Annotated in this window: 17 protein-coding genes; 3 read left to right on the top strand and 14 right to left on the bottom strand. The window is 33.7% G+C overall.

The annotated features are described in order from the left end of the window. Window positions 1-7 precede the first annotated feature (7 nt). On the top strand, window positions 8-1,093 hold the full coding sequence (gene carA / locus ACONDI_RS06995) for a glutamine-hydrolyzing carbamoyl-phosphate synthase small subunit (protein ID WP_241080749.1): 1,086 nt from the start codon (window positions 8-10) through the stop codon (window positions 1,091-1,093). 13 nt (window positions 1,094-1,106) lie between these two features. Continuing rightward, on the top strand, window positions 1,107-4,316 hold the full coding sequence (carB, locus tag ACONDI_RS07000; protein WP_241080750.1) for a carbamoyl-phosphate synthase large subunit: 3,210 nt from the start codon (window positions 1,107-1,109) through the stop codon (window positions 4,314-4,316). Window position 4,317: 1 nt separating this feature from the next. On the opposite strand, the gene ACONDI_RS07005 is transcribed toward carB, so the two are convergent. The 9 genes from ACONDI_RS07005 to ACONDI_RS07045 all read right to left on the bottom strand — a co-directional run bounded on the left by ACONDI_RS07005 (window position 4,318) and on the right by ACONDI_RS07045 (window position 15,387). Further along, window positions 4,318-4,551 carry a hypothetical protein gene (locus ACONDI_RS07005; protein WP_241080751.1) on the bottom strand — a complete coding sequence of 78 codons (234 nt, stop codon included), beginning with the start codon at window positions 4,549-4,551 and terminating at the stop codon, window positions 4,318-4,320. 265 nt (window positions 4,552-4,816) lie between these two features. After that, window positions 4,817-5,617: a methyltetrahydrofolate cobalamin methyltransferase gene (locus ACONDI_RS07010; protein WP_420848190.1), complete on the bottom strand. Its 801-nt coding sequence runs from the start codon at window positions 5,615-5,617 to the stop codon at window positions 4,817-4,819. Then, the gene (locus tag ACONDI_RS07015) at window positions 5,617-6,285 is read right to left on the bottom strand and encodes a DUF1638 domain-containing protein (protein ID WP_241080753.1); all 669 of its coding nucleotides are present in this window, start codon (window positions 6,283-6,285) and stop codon (window positions 5,617-5,619) included. Before ACONDI_RS07015 ends, ACONDI_RS07010 begins: the two co-directional genes overlap by 1 nt. A gap of 159 nt (window positions 6,286-6,444) precedes the next feature. Beyond that, window positions 6,445-7,908, bottom strand: coding sequence for a trimethylamine methyltransferase family protein (locus tag ACONDI_RS07020; protein WP_241080754.1), 1,464 nt, complete (start codon window positions 7,906-7,908; stop codon window positions 6,445-6,447). A 113-nt stretch (window positions 7,909-8,021) separates the two neighbouring features. Continuing rightward, a complete protein-coding gene (locus ACONDI_RS07025; RefSeq protein WP_241080755.1) occupies window positions 8,022-9,500 on the bottom strand; it encodes a trimethylamine methyltransferase family protein in 1,479 nt (492 codons plus the stop codon). 53 nt (window positions 9,501-9,553) lie between these two features. After that, window positions 9,554-10,180 carry a corrinoid protein gene (locus tag ACONDI_RS07030; protein ID WP_241080756.1) on the bottom strand — a complete coding sequence of 209 codons (627 nt, stop codon included), beginning with the start codon at window positions 10,178-10,180 and terminating at the stop codon, window positions 9,554-9,556. A 309-nt stretch (window positions 10,181-10,489) separates the two neighbouring features. Continuing rightward, window positions 10,490-11,899 (bottom strand): trimethylamine methyltransferase family protein, encoded by a 1,410-nt coding sequence (locus tag ACONDI_RS07035; protein WP_241080757.1) that lies wholly within the window; start codon window positions 11,897-11,899, stop codon window positions 10,490-10,492. A 204-nt stretch (window positions 11,900-12,103) separates the two neighbouring features. Next, window positions 12,104-13,714 (bottom strand): citramalate synthase, encoded by a 1,611-nt coding sequence (cimA, locus tag ACONDI_RS07040; RefSeq protein WP_241080758.1) that lies wholly within the window; start codon window positions 13,712-13,714, stop codon window positions 12,104-12,106. Window positions 13,715-13,845: 131 nt separating this feature from the next. Next, window positions 13,846-15,387 carry a hypothetical protein gene (locus ACONDI_RS07045; RefSeq protein WP_241080759.1) on the bottom strand — a complete coding sequence of 514 codons (1,542 nt, stop codon included), beginning with the start codon at window positions 15,385-15,387 and terminating at the stop codon, window positions 13,846-13,848. Window positions 15,388-15,581: 194 nt separating this feature from the next. On the opposite strand from ACONDI_RS07045, the gene ACONDI_RS07050 reads away from it, so the two are divergent. After that, complete coding sequence (locus ACONDI_RS07050) at window positions 15,582-15,974, top strand: DUF4870 domain-containing protein (RefSeq protein WP_241080760.1); 393 nt, start codon at window positions 15,582-15,584, stop codon at window positions 15,972-15,974. Here ACONDI_RS07050 and ACONDI_RS07055 read toward each other — a convergent pair. The 5 genes from ACONDI_RS07055 to ACONDI_RS07075 all read right to left on the bottom strand — a co-directional run bounded on the left by ACONDI_RS07055 (window position 15,969) and on the right by ACONDI_RS07075 (window position 20,301). Continuing rightward, window positions 15,969-16,667: an O-methyltransferase gene (locus ACONDI_RS07055; protein WP_241080761.1), complete on the bottom strand. Its 699-nt coding sequence runs from the start codon at window positions 16,665-16,667 to the stop codon at window positions 15,969-15,971. The two genes, ACONDI_RS07050 and ACONDI_RS07055, sit on opposite strands and share 6 nt — an antisense overlap. 24 nt (window positions 16,668-16,691) lie before the next feature. Then, window positions 16,692-17,798, bottom strand: coding sequence for a PP2C family protein-serine/threonine phosphatase (locus ACONDI_RS07060; RefSeq protein WP_241080762.1), 1,107 nt, complete (start codon window positions 17,796-17,798; stop codon window positions 16,692-16,694). Between the two features lie 19 nt (window positions 17,799-17,817). Then, entirely contained in the window at window positions 17,818-18,234 is a 417-nt protein-coding gene (locus ACONDI_RS07065; RefSeq protein ID WP_241080763.1) for a GIY-YIG nuclease family protein, read from the bottom strand. 41 nt (window positions 18,235-18,275) lie between these two features. Next, window positions 18,276-18,944 carry an HAD family hydrolase gene (locus ACONDI_RS07070; protein ID WP_338086473.1) on the bottom strand — a complete coding sequence of 223 codons (669 nt, stop codon included), beginning with the start codon at window positions 18,942-18,944 and terminating at the stop codon, window positions 18,276-18,278. A 106-nt stretch (window positions 18,945-19,050) separates the two neighbouring features. Then, entirely contained in the window at window positions 19,051-20,301 is a 1,251-nt protein-coding gene (locus tag ACONDI_RS07075; RefSeq protein WP_241080765.1) for a nickel-dependent lactate racemase family protein, read from the bottom strand. Window positions 20,302-20,328 lie beyond the last annotated feature (27 nt).

Here is a 20,328-nt window from a genome sequence, read left to right on the forward strand (position 1 = left end):
TTTTTTTGTGGAAGCAGTACTGTATTTAGAAGATGGAACTACATTTCATGGTAAAGCAATAGGAAAACAAGAAAATTGCGAAGGAGAGATTGTATTTACTACCTCAATGACAGGATATCAAGAAACATTAACTGATCCCTCATACTGTAATCAAATTGTTACATTTACTTACCCTCTGATCGGAAATTACGGTATCAATAAAGACGACATGGAGTCTATTAAACCTAATTTAAAAGGTGTCGTGGTAAAAGAAAACTGCGACAATCCAAGTAATTATAGAAGTCGGGTCAGTTTAAACGAGTATCTTAAAGATTGTAATTTGACAGGAATATCAGGGATAGATACCAGAAAATTAACCAGGTTAATCAGAAATAAAGGCACCATGAAGGCCAAGATTATATGTAATGTTAATCATAATGATAGCCAAAATAACATTTCTAAATTCAATTTTGATAATAGTGATTCAAATGAAAGCTGGGTAATGCAAGTTACAACCCCTAACCCTTATGTCATCCCAGGAAATAAATTTAAACTTGTTATCTTAGATTTAGGTTGCAAAAAAAGTCTAATCCATTATCTTTCAGAAAAGGGCGCTGGTATAGTTGTGGTTCCCGCAAATACAAATAAAGAAACAATACTTAGCTACAATCCTGACGGAGTAATTCTATCAAATGGACCCGGAGATCCTAAAAGCGTTCCAGATGTTATAAAAACTGTTAAAAGTATTATTTCTTCTAACATTCCTGTATTCGGTGTTTGTCTTGGTCACCAGATAATTGGTCTTAGCCAGGGATTTGATTCATTCAAAATGAAATTTGGCCACAGAGGAATTAATCATCCTGTAAAAAACCTTATTACAGGAAAAGTTAGTATTACTTCTCAAAATCACGGTTATGCCCTAAAAAATGAAAATGTTCCCCCGGAAATGGAGATAACCCACTTAAATGTTAATGATAACACTGTAGAAGGTATAAAACATAAGTCCCTTCCTGTGTTTTCAGTTCAGTTCCATCCTGAAGCAAATCCTGGGCCTAAAGATAATAAGGATTTGATTCAGGATTTTTTGTTTACGTTGGAAAAAGATAAGAACTAAGAGGGGTGAAATCATGAAAAATAAAACAAATATTAAAAAAGTCTTAATGATAGGTTCAGGTCCAATTATCATAGGTCAAGCAGCAGAGTTTGATTATGCCGGAACACAGGCCTGTAGGGCACTAAAAGAAGAAGGAATAGAAGTAGTACTTGTAAATTCTAATCCAGCCACAATTATGACTGATGAAAATATAGCCGATAGTGTTTACTTGGAACCGTTGACTAAAGAATATATTACTAAAATAATCGAAAAAGAACGCCCTGAGGGATTGTTAGCTACCCTCGGCGGTCAGGTCGGTCTAAACTTAGCTATGGAATTAGACCGAGATGGTGTTTTAGATAAATATGGTGTCAAACTCTTAGGTACTTCCCTAAATTCTATTAAACAAGCTGAAGATAGAGATGGCTTTAAAAAACTTATGGAAAAAATAAATGAACCTGTACCAGAAAGTATTATAGTTTCTACAACGGAAGAAGCTATATCTTTTGCAGAAAGTATAGGATACCCGGTCATAGTTAGACCTGCCTACACTCTTGGTGGCACAGGTGGCGGTGTAGCAAATAATAAAGACGAGTTAAAAGGTATCTCCACGAGAGGAATCCACTACTCTTTAATTGATCAGATATTAGTTGAACGTTCAGTAACTGGTTGGAAAGAATTAGAGTACGAAGTCATAAGGGATGCTAATGACAATTGTATAACCGTATGTAATATGGAAAATATAGATCCAGTAGGGGTTCATACTGGTGACAGTATGGTGATTGCCCCCTCACAGACTCTAGCAGATAATGAACATCAAATACTTAGAGAAGCAGCAATAAAAATTATCAGGGCCCTTGAAATAAAAGGCGGATGTAATATTCAATTTGCCCTTGATACAAAATCAGATAATTATTATGTTATTGAGGTTAATCCAAGAGTTAGTAGGTCAAGTGCTCTTGCTTCAAAAGCAACTGGATATCCAATTGCCAAAATAGCTGCAAAAATAGCCCTTGGTTATAATTTGGATGAGCTAAAAAATGAAGTTACAGGAAAAACTTACGCTTCTTTTGAGCCAAGTCTTGACTATGTAGTTATAAAATTACCTAGATTCCCATTTGATAAATTCAATGTTGCTGATAGAAAGCTTGGTTCACAAATGAAAGCCATCGGAGAAGTCATGGCTATTGAGAGATATTTTGAGAGCGCTTTTTTAAAAGCATTAAGATCCCTTGAAATTAATCTTAATGAGTTTTGGAAAGATGATTTTTCACCGCACGAAATTTTTACAAATATGTCAGCAGGAAAAGATGATAGAATAATATGGTTGTTAAGAGCTATTAAAAGTCGTATTTCTATCGAAGAGCTACACGAGATAACAGGAGTAGATACATTCTTCTTAAATAAATTTAAAAACATTGTTGAGCTAGAGCAACAGTTAAAAGAAAACAAAGATAAAATCCTAACAGATAATAAGGTGCTTTTCTCGGAGGCTAAGAAAAGAGGGTTTACAAACGAACAAATCGCCAGCTTCACAGATGTTAGCTTAGATAAAATCTGTGAATTACAAGATAACGAAGATTTACACCCTGTTTATAAAATTGTAGATACATGTGCAGCAGAATTTGAAGCCGAAACTCCTTATTATTATTCTTCCTATGAAGATGAGAATGAAATAAAAAAAACAGATAACGAAAGTGTAATCGTTCTTGGTTCCGGACCAATTAGAATTGGTCAAGGTATAGAATTTGATTACTGTTCAGTACACTCAGTTCTTGCTCTTAAGGAACTTGGTTATGATGCAGTTATTATAAATAACAATCCTGAAACTGTCAGTACTGATTTCAACATATCAGACAGACTTTACTTTGAACCTTTAACTACTGAAGATGTAATATCAGTTCTAAAGCAGGAAAATGCCAAAGGAATAATTGCCCAATTTGGAGGGCAAACTGCAATTAACCTAGCCTATCCATTATATAATGCCAAAAATAATATTTTAGGAACCTGCGTTCAGGATATGGACCGGGCTGAAGACAGGAATAAATTCGATACATTACTATCAGATTTAAAACTTGCAAGACCTGAAGGAAAAACTGTTACAAGCACTGAGGAAGCTAAAGCTATTGCAGATAATCTTGGATTTCCCTTGCTAGTTAGGCCTTCTTATGTCCTTGGCGGCAGAGCTATGGAAATAGTATATAGCCTGGAAGATTTAGAAAGATATCTAAATTGGGCCGTCAAAGCTTCTCCAGATTATCCTGTACTGATTGATAAATTCATCCAGGGAACAGAAATAGAAGTAGATGCAATATGTGATGGAAATGATGTTCTAATACCTGGGCTTATGGAGCATATTGAAAAAGCTGGTGTTCATTCAGGAGATAGTATGGCTGTTTATCCAACTATATCTTTGTCTATCGACTTAAAAGAAAAGATTATTGAATCTACAAAAAAGCTTGCTCTTGGGTTAAATATCAAAGGTATGCTAAATATTCAGTATGTAGTTAAAAACAATAATTTATATGTAATTGAGGTTAACCCCAGGTCCTCTAGAACTGTACCTTTTTTAAGTAAAGTTACAGGTGTTCCCATGGTCAATATTGCTACAAAAATAATGCTTGGAAATTCACTAAAATCTCAAGGCTGGAATTTTCACAGAATACCTGAACCTGATTTTTATGCCTTAAAAGCTCCCGTTTTTTCTTTTGCCAAACTCTCACAGGTTGATACAACCTTGGGACCTGAAATGAAATCTACTGGGGAGGTAATGGGAATTGACCAGGAGTTTGATAGAGCTATTTACAAAGGATTATTAGCAGCAGGATATAATTTAGAAGATGAAGGTGGGGTTTTGATAACAGTTGCAGACCGCGACAAAGAGTATGTTCATCCTTTAGCAGAAAAATTCGAACAACTTGGATATAGGATATTTGCTACTTCTGGCACCGCTGATTATCTGATAAGGAAAGGGTTAAAAGTAAACAAGGTAGGAAAAATAAACTCAGGAAAACCTAACTTATTAGACATCATTGATCAGGGAAAAATTAATCTAGTGGTAAATACATTTACAAAAGGTAAAGAGCCATCAAGGGACGGCTTTAGAATAAGAAGAGCTTCTGTAGAAAGCAACATACCTTGCTTTACATCTTTAGATACTGTTGAAGCATTTTTGTATGCTATAGAATCCAACAAAAAAGGTAGAGAAAAAAGGGTGAAGTCGTTACAATCTTATTTAGTTTAAGCTATTCTCCTCTGTCCCAGGTTAGTTTACATTCCTTACACTCAAACTCTTTAGTTTTAACGGCCATAGCTGCTGGGATTCCCAGGGCTATGGCCATATAAAAAATGACTCTAAACTCAGGAACAGAAAGAGACATCAAATACGTAATAAATACAAAAACCAGAGCCATAATTATTCTATGGGATCTTTTCCCAATATGTCTAATATTTAAACCTTTACATTGAGGGCATTGCAAGTTGTTTCACACCTTTCTTTCAGGATATACATTTAGTACAAACATAGTACCATCTACTAAAATTTTTCTTCAATTTTTCTTCTTTAGGTTTGTTGCTAATAATTTGGACATTCATGTCTTCGGTTGCTGGATAATTTAGTCTTCATTTACCACATTTATTTTGGGCACGATAAAAACTCCTTTATACAATAACTCCCTCCCCCAGTTCTATTAATCAATTATATCAATATACCGGGAAAGAGAGTTATCAAATAACTTTTTTTAATTACTTTTCTAATTTTCCAGCTCTTTGAGCTTTCAGATAGTTCATACAAAAGTCATCATTACCAATTAAAGTGTTAGAAGCTATTAGTAATGACATAATTTTCTTGTCTAGTGGGTCCAAAATAACTGAATCCATCCCTTTAGCCATACACATTACCAAAAATGCTCTGTTTAAGAGATGTCTATTTGGTAGGCCATAGGAAACATTACTTAATCCACAAGTTGTATGTACCTTGTCATACTCCTGATGAATCATCTCTATCGCATCTAGTACTTCATTTCCAAAGTCTGTATTTACACTTACAGGCTTAACTAACGGATCTAGAAAGATATTTTCTTCTTTAACTCCAGCATTTTTCATGTTATCTGTTAAATTTTTAGCAATATCAAGCCTTTCTTGCCCTGTATCTGGCATTCCGTCATCATTCATACATAATGCTATAATTTTAGCATCATATTCCAAAACCAAAGGAAGTACTTCATCATAACGTTCTTTTTCATCAGTAATAGAATTTATCATTGGTTGACCATTTTGGTGTGCTTCAAGGCCTACCTTTAGAGCTTCGGCACTTGGGCTATCTATACATAAGGGCATATCTATTTCTTCTTGGACAGTTTCTACAAGCCATTTTAGACATTCGGCCTCGTCATGAACTCTTGTTCCAGCATTAACGTCTATATAATTTGCACCAGCTTCTACCTGTTGTCTAGCTATATCTTTAATATATTCGGCATCTCTTTCTTCTACTGCTTTTGATATTGCTTTTCTGCTCGTGTTTATAAGTTCACCTATAATTAACATCATGCATCATCCTCCCTATCGAAAAAATAGTTATTCTTAACAATTTTACAAGGTGGAACTACTACAAAATTATCGTCTTTTTCCCATTCCTTAACCACTAATTTTTTAAAAATATCTTCTTTGCCATCAAATACTTCAAATTTGATATTTAGAAAATCTGCCACTTTTTTTGCATAATCAATATATTTACTCTGATCACCCAGATTATTGCTTTTTACAAATGCAAGGCGAGTATAGTTTTTATATTGCATATCTATAGACCATTTTGCTATTTCTTCACCAAATTTTTCTACATATTCCTGATATTCTGCATACGGCTCCCTTAATTCATCAATCCAACCTTTACTCAAGTAGTATGTCCCGGGTTCTTTGTCAAATTCTTCATTGTACTTCTCCCTTGATCCAAGAAGAATACCGATACAATCATGGAACCTAGGTATTACAAGGGTTTTATCTTTAGACTCAAGGCCGGCTAATCCATTTGAACATAAGCCATATCCAAATACTAATACATCAGCATCTGTAGTATTATCGATATATTCCTGCAATTTTTCCCTTAATTGATCTGGATACCTGTGATATCCAGATTCCAAGAACTCAGCTTTAATATGTGAAGGCTTATAATAATTTATTTCATTCATTATAGTTTTACATGCAATAATCTTCATAAAACCACTCCAACTATTGTCAGCTTTAAGGAAAGCTTATAAGAAATAGAAACATCTTAACTGCCATTTAAAAACCCGTCAGCAGCAGTTAAGATGTTTCTTTTGAAAGGTCACGACCTCAGGTATACTAGTTCAAATTTATAGAGCTTAATAGGAGTTTTATAGAAATTTTTCTTCAGCTCGTTTAACAATTTCTGATATTTTCTTCTGTACATCTTCCGGCAACGGTTCTGGTTCGTAATTTTCTAGGATGTCTCTAACTTTTTCATTAGCTCTATCAAACAATCTTTTCTTGCCATCTGCTGCCCAATTATCATATCTGCTGCGATCCATAAGAGATGAAACACCATCTCTTGTATCATAGAATTCTTTTTTGAACCACTTTTTAGTATGAGCAGCTGTTAAGAAGTGTCCCGATGGACCTACCTCATCAAAAACTTCCATACCTAGAGCTTCATCGGTAACAGTTACTCCTTCAGCTACCCTGCGAACCATACCTATTATGTCATCACAGATCACAAGACTATCCCAAGAAGTAGTCATTCCGTACTCTATATAGCCAACATCGTGATTCAAGTTAGAACCAGAAAGTTGAGTCATAAGGATAGAGATAGCTGATTCTATACCGTCTTGCTCATCAGCTAACTTAGAGTCACTACAGCCACAAGTACCAAACATAGGTAGCTTTAGATAATGGCACATATCTGCTAGAGCGCTTTGTAGTAGGTCAAACTCTGGAGCACCATAGGAGAATATTGTTGAGTTCATATCCATTATAGTATATACTCCACCTTTAATAAATGGAGCACCTTCATTTACTAGCTGATGAATCACTAGACCACTTAAACTCTCTGCAATACCAGTCGCCAGATTCCCCGCTAATGTAACAGGGCCAGTAGCTCCTGCCATTATACATGGCGTATATACAGCTGGAACTTCTTTTTCAGCAGTTATAATAAGCTTGCTCACTGCTTCTTCAGAGTGCTGCAACGGAGAACTAGGCTCAATATAAAGCCCCATAATCGGATTTCTCTTAAGTTCTTCTTCTCCTCCTGCAACAAGTTCACACATTTCAATTATATCTTTGAAACCATCTGCATCAGCAGCCGTAGTGATTATTGGCTTCGAAGTGTTTTTGATTTGTGCTTCAAACTGATGTCTATCATGAATTTTTTGGTCAACATCCTGAACGATACCTGCAGACATAACAAAATCTAAGTTAGGTAGTGCATCTATTATTTTACAGGAATTACTAACACTTTCTTTAGTAGTTTTCTTTTTCTCTTGAGTATAAGGATCAATGTAATATGGTGTATCCGAACCTGTACCATAGTATGCGTTATGGCTTTCTAAGTGGACCGTCCTCTCACCTGTTCTACTATCACATAGTGTAACTCTAGACGGAGCAGTTTGTAGAGCTTTTTCTACTTTACTTGCTGGAATCCTTACCCTATTTCCTTGAACCCAACATCCAGCTTTTTTTAGTATATCTAATGCCTGATCGTCAAATATATCTACCCCTGTTCTCTCTAAAATCTCAAGGGAAGCATGAAATACTTTTTCGCACTGGTCTTCAGACAAAACTTGCATAGACAAACTCTTAGAATTTATATTACTTTTCAATTACCTGTTCCTCCTTCCTGATAAAAAGGATGCTACACTATTTCTTTTTATCAAGTTTTTTCATTAAAAGATCTTTAATGATACTGTTATAAACAGATTTTTATAATCAAATTTTATTTATTTTTTTCGGCGAACTTTTTCTCTGCTTCTTCTAGGATATCCGCTATATCTTTTTGAACATCTTCACTTAATACTTCTGGACGATCATTCTCGATTAAGCGTACTGTCTTCTCTTTAACTCTATCTCTCATGCTCTTGCTACCGCTTTTCTGCCAAGCTTCATATCTTTGTCTGTCAATCAGATCTGGGAACCAGAACTCATTTTTAAAGTTTTTCATTGTATGACTTTCTCCAAGGAAATGGCCTCCTGGCCCTACTTTATCAATTACATCTAAAGCTAGAGTTTCGTCGCTTACTTCGATACCTTCCATAATGCGTCCTACCATTCCAACAACTTCGTCACCAAGTACACACTGATATAACGATCCAGTATTACCATATTCACTATAACCAACATCATGTACTAAGTTAGCACCCATAGTAGCAGCCATACCGATTGATAACGCAGATTCTATAGCAGCCTGCTCGTCTAGCAGCTTTGAATCCGTACATCCTGCTGTACCAAAGATTGGGATTTCCATATAATGGCCAAGGTCAGCCATAGCACCTTGCATTAGCATGAACTCCGCAGAACCATAACTTAATATAGTACTCTGCATATCCATAATCGCAATCAATCCACCAATGATGAATGGGGCACCAGGGTTTACAAGCTGCCCTGCAAGTAGTCCAGGGAATGAAGTTACAAGTGACTGAGCAAGTACTCCAGCTATACTAGCAGGTGCAGTAGCCCCACCCATTATACAAGGTGTATAAACTTTAGGAAGACCTTTTTCTGCAGCCCACATAGCCTTTGATATTGCATCATAGTCCTGAATACTTGGAGGACTTGGCTCAGAATAAAAAGCGACAAAAGGTTCATGACGTAGCTCCTCAAGGCTTCCTTTAATTGCTATAGCCATGTCTGTCATTACTTCATACTGTTCAACACCAAAGCCCCAATGGCATATTGGTTTAGTTGTATTTTGTATCATAGCTTCAAAAGCATGTACGTCCGCCAAGTTATAAGTAACACCTGTAGGAGTTCCAAGATCCATAACATAATCTATATTATCAAGCTGATCACAGACCTTACCTACATTTCTTTTATCATCTTTGTTTGGCTTTCTTCTTTCCTCAGTGTAAGGGTCTATCCAAAATGTATTTGTAGGTCCCGGACCATAGTAGCTATTGCTTCCTTCTAAATAAAGCTTTCGCTCTCCCTTCATGTCAGTCATTGTAACTCTTGAAGGCGCAGTCCTTATAGCCCACTCCATTAAACCTGAAGGTATTTTAACCCTCTTTCCATCAACATGACAGCCATGATCAGCCAGTATTTCTCTAGCTTTGTCATAATACACATCAACACCTGTACGTTCTAGCATCTCCACAGCAGTAGAAACTATCCTACGACACTGGTCTTTAGTAAGAACTTTTGCCTGCGGAGTATCGTTTGTTGTATAATTACTTCTTACATAGTTGCTCTTTTTCACAACATATCCTCCCTTCCTAATATAAAAAAACTATCTTATACCAAATATAATACTTACAGCTCTTCTATGATATCTGTTGCTGTAGGCGCATCTGGTGCATAAGCATCAGCACCAATTTCTTCTGCAAACTCTTCTGTGACCGGAGCACCACCCACAATAATCTTGACGTCGTCTCTAACACCTGCTTCTTTAAGAGCATCAATTGTTTCTTTCATTTCCATCATTGTAGTAGTTAGAAGAGCTGACATTCCAACTATCTGTGGTTTTTCATCCTTAACTGCTTGTACAAAGTCTTCTGCTGGTACATCGATACCTATATCAACAACATAATATCCTACACTTTCAAGCATCATTTTTACAAGGTTCTTACCTATATCGTGAAGGTCTCCTTTAACTGTTCCCAAAACAACTTTACCTGAAGATGGAACATCGGCTTCAGCAATTAGTGGCTTAACTTTGTCAACCCCAGCTGCCATTGCTTTAGCTGCCATAAGTACCTCTGGAACAAACATGTCACCATCTTTAAATCTTTGCCCCACAACGGTCATTCCAGCTATCAGGCCGTTATTAATGATTTCAATCGGATCAGATCCCCCATCAATTGCTTGCTGAGTCAATTGTTCTACTTTCTCCACATCAGCATCAATAACAGAATTCTTTAATTCTTCAAAATTTGCCATAACTTAATATACCTCCTGTAAAATTTTTTGATCTGTTAAGCATTTTATTAATAAACATTTAAAATATCTTTTCTAAAGAAAGATATACAAAGGTAGCTTAACAGACCTATTGTTTAATTATTTTAACCTTACCACCACTTCTTAACTATACTTGAATTTGCTAAAATTATCAAGCTCGATTAAAAGGGCAGATATAACCTCTCACGTTAAATAATCACCTCACTATAAATCATACCGGTTAAACTTTAAAAACTTCGTTATAACTTAACATATAGATTTAATGCTATAGAAAAAGTGTTCTGTTTGGTTTCACTCACCATTATTAACATACTCATCAAGACGTTTAATTGTCTCTTTGTCTAATATACCCATTTCTTTACCTAAGTATAACCTTTCCTCAACAATCTCTTTTGCTTTTGTAAATTCATTTTTCCCTTTTTCAATCCATTTGGAATAAGTATATCTGTCTGCAATTGTTGGGAAATAAAATTCCTTTTTATAATTTTCAAAAGTATGAAAGCTCGTTATAAATTCTCCCCTTGGACCCACTTCTTTAATTAAATCGAGAGCTAGGTTCTCTGGAGTTACCTTTACACCTTTTTTTATATGTTTTGCCATGCCGCAAAGCTCTTCATCTAAAATAAACTTTTCATAACTCATCGCATTATAGAACTGCAAGCCTCCTGCTGCATGCAAAATAAAATTGACACCTGTAGCTGCTGAACCCATCAAGTTCATACTTGATTCCCAACTAGATTGGTATCCAGGAGCTTTGGCATCTGTCAAACTACCACCTCCACCTCTTACAGGTATGTCATACATTTTTGCCAGCTGAACACTACCGGTAACAAATAAAACTGTTTCTGGCCCTCCAATAGATAATTCTCCATCCTGCATATCAGTTATTGCAGAAGCACCACCATATATAATTGGATTCCCTGGGTTTAGCAGTTGTGTAAAAGTTAATCCTGCTAATACCTCGGCATTTTGCACAGCAAGAGAACCAGCTATAGTTGCTGGCCCTGTAGTCCCAGCCATAGTAACCGAGGAAATTATAACTGGTTGATTATCCTTTACATATTCCATAATAGCTTCCAAACATGAATCACTATAAGCAAGAGGACTAAATGAATTTAACAAAGGAACCATTACCGGATGACTCTTTACATAATCTTCCCCAAAAACTATTTTAGCTAAATTAATAGAGTCCCTAGCACCTTCTTTACCTTTAGAACTTCCAATAAATGGTTTATCAGAGTTTTTCATTAACCTAAATATCATTTCTCGATGCCTATTTTTTTGGGGTACATCGCTAATAGCAACAAGTTCACCACCAGTAAAGTCCATATGCGGACTTGTCGCTGCTAAAACAGCAAAATTTTCAAAGTCTGAAAGTAATGCTTTTCTGTTGATGCCTCCTTCCAATACAAAAGGAGCTCCATAACCTGGAGCAAAAGTAATATTATTTCCCCCTAAATATACATTTTTATCAGGGTTTAAAGCATAAATGGTAAAAGACGATGGTGCTTTTTTCATATTGTCTAATACCTGGCCCTCTGTTATATAAACTCTGTTTCCATCTACCTTATATCCTGCTTTTTTAAAAACCTCAATTGCAGGTTCATATAAAAATTCGATACCGGTATTCTCTAAAATTTCCATTGAAGCCGAATGAATTTGTTTTACATCTTCTTTACTTAAGACATCTGCTTTATACAATTATCTCCCCCCACATGATTTGCTATGATTTAAAATCTTTATTTTATTTTCTCAAATAAGTCTATTTTTTGAAAGTCATTTTTAAAAATAATCTGAAAATTTTACAAAAAAATAAGCCCCACAAAAGAGACTTATTTCTTAAAAAGGCGAAATACCACGAAATTTTGCAGAAAATGCGCTTTCCCAGGAAATATTAATCAAGCTTTAACTACATAACCTTTCCATTTTTTCTTTCATTTTAACTAATCCCGGGTCATGTTCACACATTAATCCATACTCTATACTATCTACTAAAGCAATCCAACTAGCTTCAATGATATTAGGGGACATCCCCACTGTACTCCAAGATTCTTTATCATTTTTTGATTCTATCAAAACTCTTACTTTAGATCCTGTACCATCAGTACCTTCAAGTACCCTAACTTTATAATCAACAAGACTAATATTTTTAAGAGCAGGATAAAATTCTTCTAATGCCTTTCTAAGTGCATGATCTAATGCATTAACTGGACCATTTCCTTCTGCAGCTTTTAATAAAACCTCGTCCCCGACTCTAATTTTGACTGTAGCTTCGGTATCTCTAAATGTTTCCTCTTTATTATCAACTATCACTCGAAAACTAATTAATTCAAAAAAACTTTCGTATAGATTTAATGTTTTCCAAATAAGCAACTTAAGAGAAGCTTCAGCACCTTCAAGTTGGTACCCTTGATGCTCCATGCGTTTTATTTTTTCTAATACCTTTTGTGTTTGAGGTATATTTCTATTTAGGTTAAGATTAACTTCTTTAGCTTTTTGAAGTATATTACTCTTTCCTGATAATTCAGAAACAAGAACCTTTCTATCATTGCCTACAATTTTGGGGTCAATGTGCTCATAGGTATTATTTTGTTTCATTACAGCACTAACATGAATGCCACCTTTATGAGCAAAAGCATTTTCACCTACATATGGCGAGTTAGCTGGTGGTGAAATATTTGCAACTTCTGCCACAAAACGTGAAAGAGCCGTGATATCTTTAAGCTTTTCTTTACTGAAGTTACATTTTCGGTCTAATTTTAAAATTATATTAGGAATCAAAGTACATAAATTTGCATTCCCACATCTTTCACCATAGCCATTCACAGTCCCCTGAACTTGAACAATACCATTTTGAACAGCTTTCATTGAATTAGCAACAGCAAGTCCTGAATCATTATGTGAATGAATACCTAGCGGAGTACTAATTTTTTCATTTACTTTTTTTATTATTTCTTCTAGTCTAGTAGGCTCTATACCACCATTTGTATCACACAGGGTTATAGTATCTGCCCCTGCCCTCTGGGCAGTAATTAGAGTTTTAAGTGCATACTCTTCATTTGCTTCAAAACCATCAAAGAAGTGTTCTGCATCATAAAAAACTTTTATCCCTTTATCCTTTAAAAATTTTATACTGTCTTCAATCATTTTCAAATTTTCTTCTAAAGTGGTATCTAAAGCTTTAGATACATGGAGATCCCATGACTTTCCAAATATCGTAATGGCTTTGGCTCCTGATTCTAGTAAGTATTTTACGTTAATATCTTTTTCAACAGGTGTATCTGGCTTTCTGGTACTTCCAAAAGCTACAAGGGTAGTATTTTTCAATTCTATATCTTTAGCTGTCTTAAAAAATTCAATGTCTTTTGGATTAGAGCCAGGCCATCCACCTTCAACATAATCTATCCCGAATTCATCAAACTTTTTTAAAATATTTATCTTATCATTAATAGAAAATGAAATTCCTTCTCCCTGTGAACCATCCCTTAAGGTCGTATCATAAATTTGAATTCTCATAAGCCACTCCTCCATTTTTCACACACATTTGTACATATACATACAGTTTATCAAAATTTTATTAGTAGAATCAATGTATAATTAAAAACTTTTAAAATAAAATCACCCCATTTTGTAAAAAGGGTGAAAGCTTAGTCAATAAAAGGAAGATCAATCTCAGGATAATCATCTTGATGCCTAAATACATATTTGTTATCTTTATTAAGTTCTAAAGATCTAGTAATTACATCTTTATTAAGTATATCCTCACCACTTTGATATTCTTCATAAGTTTCTTCAAATAGAACATTTACTATTTCCGTAAATTCTTCCTCATCAATGTCAAACTTAAGATTAAAGTTATTAAGATGAGTAGATTTTAAAAATTCTTGTTCTGGATAAGTTAAAATCAACTTATATTTTGAGTCTTCACTGCTTTCTTCAGTTATAATATCATCCTGTAAATAAAAAACTTCTTTTCGTTTTTCTTGATTAGAATCTGTAAGAAAATGATCAACGTATGCTTTTTTCTCCCTAATATAATTAATAAATTCATATATTCTTTTACCTTCTTCAATAAAATCAAAATTTACTATCTGAATATACGGAGATTCATTAATTTTGAACTTAAATTCATCTTTGCAAAAGTACATATATGTACTCTTTTGAAAACTTTTTAAACTAGCTTCATTCAAGACATTAATAAAAGCTGTTTCGATAATTCTATGCTTTGTACTCTCATCTATGTCTCTTCTTACCTGGCTAAAGAGATTTAAGTTTTCAGACAAAAATTCAGGATACAGTTCTACATTATCTGGATACTCAATTGTGTTTATTAAAGCCAAATTTTCATCATTATCTTCTAACGTAAGATCAAATTTAATATAATCATCAATTCTACCTTCAACCCTTTCATTGTATCCAAAGTTGTCATTGATTAAATTTTCTTTATTGTTTAATGTTTTGAGAGCTAGATCTTTAAAGTCAGGAAAATCAATTCCAATAAATTCAGCTTCTTTTATCTTCCAATTATCACTATTCTTATTTCTTTTAAGTATTACGTTTTCAGTAACAACCTTTGATTCAGGTCCGTCGTAATCTATCTTCTGTAAAGTTTCTACGAGAATTTCAGAGAGCAATCTATCCTTTTCTGCTTCATCCATATTCTCTTTTTGTTCAAAAAATGAGTTGTACGAATTAATCATAAATTTTGGATAAACATCCTCAACTGATGGAATTGTAAGTTCTACTTTTACTTTTGCAAATTCACTGCCATTTTTATCTTTTGCCCTAACCTCTCCCAAATAATCTAATTGAATTTTATTAATAATTTTTTGATGTATGGCATTTTTATCACTTACATTTTCTTCAAATATCTCTTTCGACGGTGATTTTAAGTAAGATAAAGCACTCTCAAAATTTCCATTTTCATATTCTTGCCAAAAATCAATTATTGTGTTTTCTAATGGTGAATCGTCAATACTGTCATATTCAATCTTATCGTTTTCCGCCATAAATAATCTATCATAAATAGAATAGCTGTATCTAGAAGATTGTTTTTCATCTTTTTCTTTTTCTTCTTCTTTTTGTTTTTGGACAGTTTCTTCCTCTAGGTCAAAATCATAAATCCCTATAAATAACAAAGCTATAAATAGTAATACGCAAATATATGTTAGTACTTGTTTATCTTTCAATAATGGTTCCTCTCCCTTTAAAAAATATCAATTCAATGTGTCTTAGGCTTTTCGACAAAACATTTCAAATTCCTACCTAATTTTTTAAATTAATATTTAATTTTGAAGGATTTGCTCCATACAAAAAAGAATATAGCACCTCAACGATGGTATTATAAAGAAATTGTAAAATTCAAACAAAAGAGGTGAGCAAATTGAACAGGGATAACAATAATACTGAACTTGGAATCGATGAAAATATTTCTGGGGTTTTATGTTACGTTTTGGGTTGGGTTTCAGGTATAATCCTTTTATTTATAGAAAAAAATAGTTTTGTTAAATTTCATGCCTGGCAATCTATTATGGTTTTCGGTGTAATTACAGCAGTACAAATTATCCTTAAGGTTTTGGCTTCCATTTTTGGATTAATGTCAGTCTTCTTATTAGGCGGGATAGCTATGGTATTTGTAAGTATTTTAACTTTCATATCCATATTAATCTGGATTGGAACTTTTATTCTGTGGGTGATATTGATGGTCAAAGCATATCAAGGGGAAAAATTTATGCTTCCGATTGCAGGAGAGATCGCGGATAAGTACAGTTCATAGGCTTAGCTTTAAACTTAAAGTTAACCCATCACCTATCGGTAATATCGAGCTATAAAGTCGTTTGTCATTGAAAACCTGATTGTTATATTTATCAACTGGATCACTCACTTTTTTTCGCAGGCCCTTAGGTTTAAAAAGGGTATCATCAGCTATTATAGCACCATTCTCGGAGACTATTTTTATACATCTCTCAACCAAATCAGGATACAAAGTTTTTTCTAAGTCAATAAAAATAAGGTCAAAATTTTCTTTTTTATCTGATTGTATTAGTGAGTCAATATAACTTATAGCATCCTGCAAAATAAGCTCAACCAAATCTGTATTTAACCTTGCCTTCTTGATGTTTTCCTTAGCTATATTATACTTGTCATTATCTAGTTCTAATGATATTAGTTTACCGTTAGTATATTTTAAGGCTTCAGCTAGCCAAATAGTTGAATATCCTATTCCTGTTCCTAATTCTAAAACCTTTTGGGCTTGTATCGACCTGATATAAAAGTTTAAAAATCTACCTACTTCTGGTTCAACAATTGGCGATAACTTTTTCTTTTTACTTTCTTCTTCAAATATCCGTTTTAACTCTGGATTATCATGACCTGTAAAATTTTTAGTGTAGTTATTTATTTTTTTAACTTTATCAATTACTATATTTGAATTATTATTTTTCATGATTTCATTATCTTTAAAACCCACTACACTTCTCCCTTTCTTATAAGTCTATTTAAAACGGGCCATCAATAATGTGATATCGTCCTCGAGGCCATTATGACCGAGAAATTCATCAAAATCCTTAACAATCTTATCAACAAGTTCTGTTACACTTAAACTGTAATTATTTTCTAAAACACTCAAAAGTCTATCGAAATATTCCTCATTCTTTTCATTTCTTTGTTCTGCTATTCCATCAGTATACAACACTACAATATCTTCGTTATCAAGCTTAATATTATAATCCTTATAGCTCATAACTTCCTCAGGTACAGCAGAAGAAATAGGTATCCCGCCACAATCTAATTTTTTTAGTTTCCCATTATTCCGATTAATTACCAATGTAGGATACTGCATCCCTGCACTACTGTACATAAATTCTTGTAAGTTTAAATCAAATACTCCTATTAATATTGTAACAAAATAGTCTCCAGGATAACCTTCTTGAAGAAACAGATCTTTTAAGTGTTCTAGTATTCTACTTGGTACAACCATTTCACCTTCATTATGTTTGTTCATAAAATAGCTATCAATTGAATCTTTAACAAAAGTTGAAAGCAAAGTACTATCAAGCCCATGACCTGTTACATCGACAACATAACTAACTACATGATCAAAAAAAACACTCATTGCCCCATGGTCTACTTCTATAACATCATACATATCCCCACCTAAATGATATTCTGCAGGTTGATAGTAGGAGGAGAAGCTTAGTTTTTCTAACTCGGGTAAATTTTTAGGTAAGTTTACTTCATGTATAAGACTTGCCTTATTTAACTGAGTTTGTAAATCATCTAACTTATCTTTTAGTTTTATATTTTCTCTTTTTTGATTTACAGAAGTTATAATTATGTACTTAGAAAAATGTTCAACTTCAACGGGATAGTTTTTTTCATTTATCTTAACGTTAGTTTCCTTTTTAGAGTCCTTAAGCTCAGAAAAACTGCCACTGTCGATCAAATCTTTTATATTTGTAGGAGATTCATCTACAATTTGACTTAAATAATCATTATGATAAATAATGTTTCCATGGTAATCAGTAATGATCACTAACTCACCTATCAAGTCCAAAGTTTTTTTTAAATATATATTTTCTTCATAAAATTTGTCCTTCATTTTTATGTTTAATCTCCTTTTAAAAATTTAACACTTTATTATAATCAATTATAGGTTTATATTGAAAGTATAATAGATGGGAAGGACAATTACAATCTGAGGCCCCAAAACCATCAACAATAATCAGGCCACCCATATCAGATAATCGCCTTGCAAGACAACATTCTTCCTTGTCATAATTATTGTGATTATCTATATTACTATCCTTTAAAAATCTAACTTCTACAGGGCTAGCAACAACTGATAAATAATCAATATGCCATCTTTTCTTTTTGTTTTTTTTAATGTGCCTAGCAACCCTAGCTTCAATGTTTTTTTTGCCACTTCCAATATAAACATAAAATCCCGGTGGGAAATGAAATTCCCCCAACTTGCCAATCTTAATTATTTTGGACTTCTCCAACTCAAAAACTATTAAATAAAAAGTATAACTCATAGTTATTCAACCCACATAACGATTCTTTTTGATAATCTACCTTAGATAAATTCAAAAACCTCTTTAATATGATTTATATTTCCTATGTATTCAATATTTTTTTCTTTTAATTCTTGCTCATTTGCCTTGTATGCCAAAAAACTAATTCCACCATTGATAGCAGCCCTACCATCAATCCAAGAGTCTCCAATCAAAAGCCATTCCTTCTGCTTTAAGTCAAACTTTTTCAGAATATTTTTTACACCCCCAGGGGATGGCTTAAGCTCAACAACATGGTCTCTAGTAACAATATAATCAAAGTATTTATCAATAGTATGTTCCTTTAATGCAGATACTGCAGCTTCGTTAGAATTATTTGTTAAAACAACCAAAATATAATTCGAGTATATTTTGGTTAGTAAATCAACTACGCCTGGTTCTAAACAAGCATCTTTCATGCCTTCTTTTTCAATATCTAGGATTATCTCCCATACCTGTTTGTTAGCTTTGTCATCATAATTTCTGGATTCTTTTGCTTTTTGGATAATTGTAGATACTGTATGTACGTCTAATACAGTTTCCTGGTTAATTAAATTTTTTGATACCAAAAAGTCAAAGATCTCTTGTTTCATTCTATCAAAATCTATTCTAGATGATAACAGTGTGTTATCCATATCAAATATAATCCCCCGAAATCTTCTTTTACAAATTAAGGACCACCCCCATTTCATTCCCTTAAATTATAATTCTTTTCTACTTATTTCTCAACGGGGTGGTCATAAATAAATCTATATTTAAGTTATGATTTGGTACAAAAAGTCACCAGAGTCAAATTATTTATTTCAGAACTGGAACAGTTAAGGAGCCTTCCGGCATTATATATAGAAGCGGAGAGGATTCAGAAGTTTGTTCTATTGCTTTAGACAAAGCATTATCTAAAGTTTCAACAATTGTAAAGCCTAGTTTATCTGCGTTTTCTTTTTCTATCGAGGAAACAAGCAGAACGTTAGCTCTATCAGCTATTTTATAAATAGCATAAGCTTTATGTCCTCCCAGTACGAAGTGTTTTTTTAAAGCTTTTTCAGTTTCGTCCAAAGAGTTATACTTTGAAACCCATTCTTCAAACACTTTTGAGCCCATACCTTCAGGGCAATGAGCAAGAAGTATAAGCTGTCCTCCTTCTTTTAAACCCTGTAACGCATTATCTAAGGTTTTTTGAGCCTGATAAATATTTATATCTTTTGGATATCCGCCACAGCTTGCAATGACTATATCTGCTGGTTTGTCTATTTTAACCCCATACACCTCTTTGACAAACTCACAAGCTTTAGAGTGAGCTTTTATCATATCCCCTGCATATATGTTTAGAAATTCTTTTTTTTCATTTAAAACAACATTCAATAAAAAATTGTTTTTGACCATTGATGAAGCTTCGATTTGGTCTTCATGAACAGGATTTTTTTCTAACCTTCCTAGTTTAGCATCATCTGATAACATTAACCTGTGATTAGCCTGAATGGTTTTATGGCCAGATACGCCCGGTACTAAAGCTTTTCTTCCTCCTCCAAATCCAGCAAAGAAATGATAAACTACACTTCCTGTTAGTATCCTCTTATCAGCCTCATAAACTAATTTGTTAATATAAACGGGTGTACCTCTACTAGTTTCACCCAGGTAAACCATTTCATCTTTTTCACAATCATGATTATACATTTTTACTCTCCTGGCCACATCTTCACCTACAAGAGAAACCATTTCATCTTTATCCATAGGTCTGTGATTACCATTTGCAAATACTATAATAACATTTTCATCTTTTACTCCAGTTTCATTTAAATTATCAAGTATTAGAGGCAAAAAGAAGTCACTATTTGCAACCCTGGTGGAATCGTTAACTATAATACACACCTTGTCGTTAGGTTCAATGAACTCTTTTAAAGACAGCAAGTTAATTGGGTTATCCAAGGCTTTTTGGATTTCTGTCTTTGGATCATTAAGTGGTAATATGTTTGGCAGTTCTAATGTTTTGGCATCTACATTTTTCGGAATATTAAGCTCCACTTCATCTTTACCATATTTTAAATACATTTTATTATCCTCCTCCTTTTAAACCTA

The organism is Natranaerofaba carboxydovora (assembly GCF_022539405.1).
GTDB classification, from domain to species: domain Bacteria; phylum Bacillota; class Natranaerobiia; order Natranaerobiales; family Natranaerofabaceae; genus Natranaerofaba; species Natranaerofaba carboxydovora.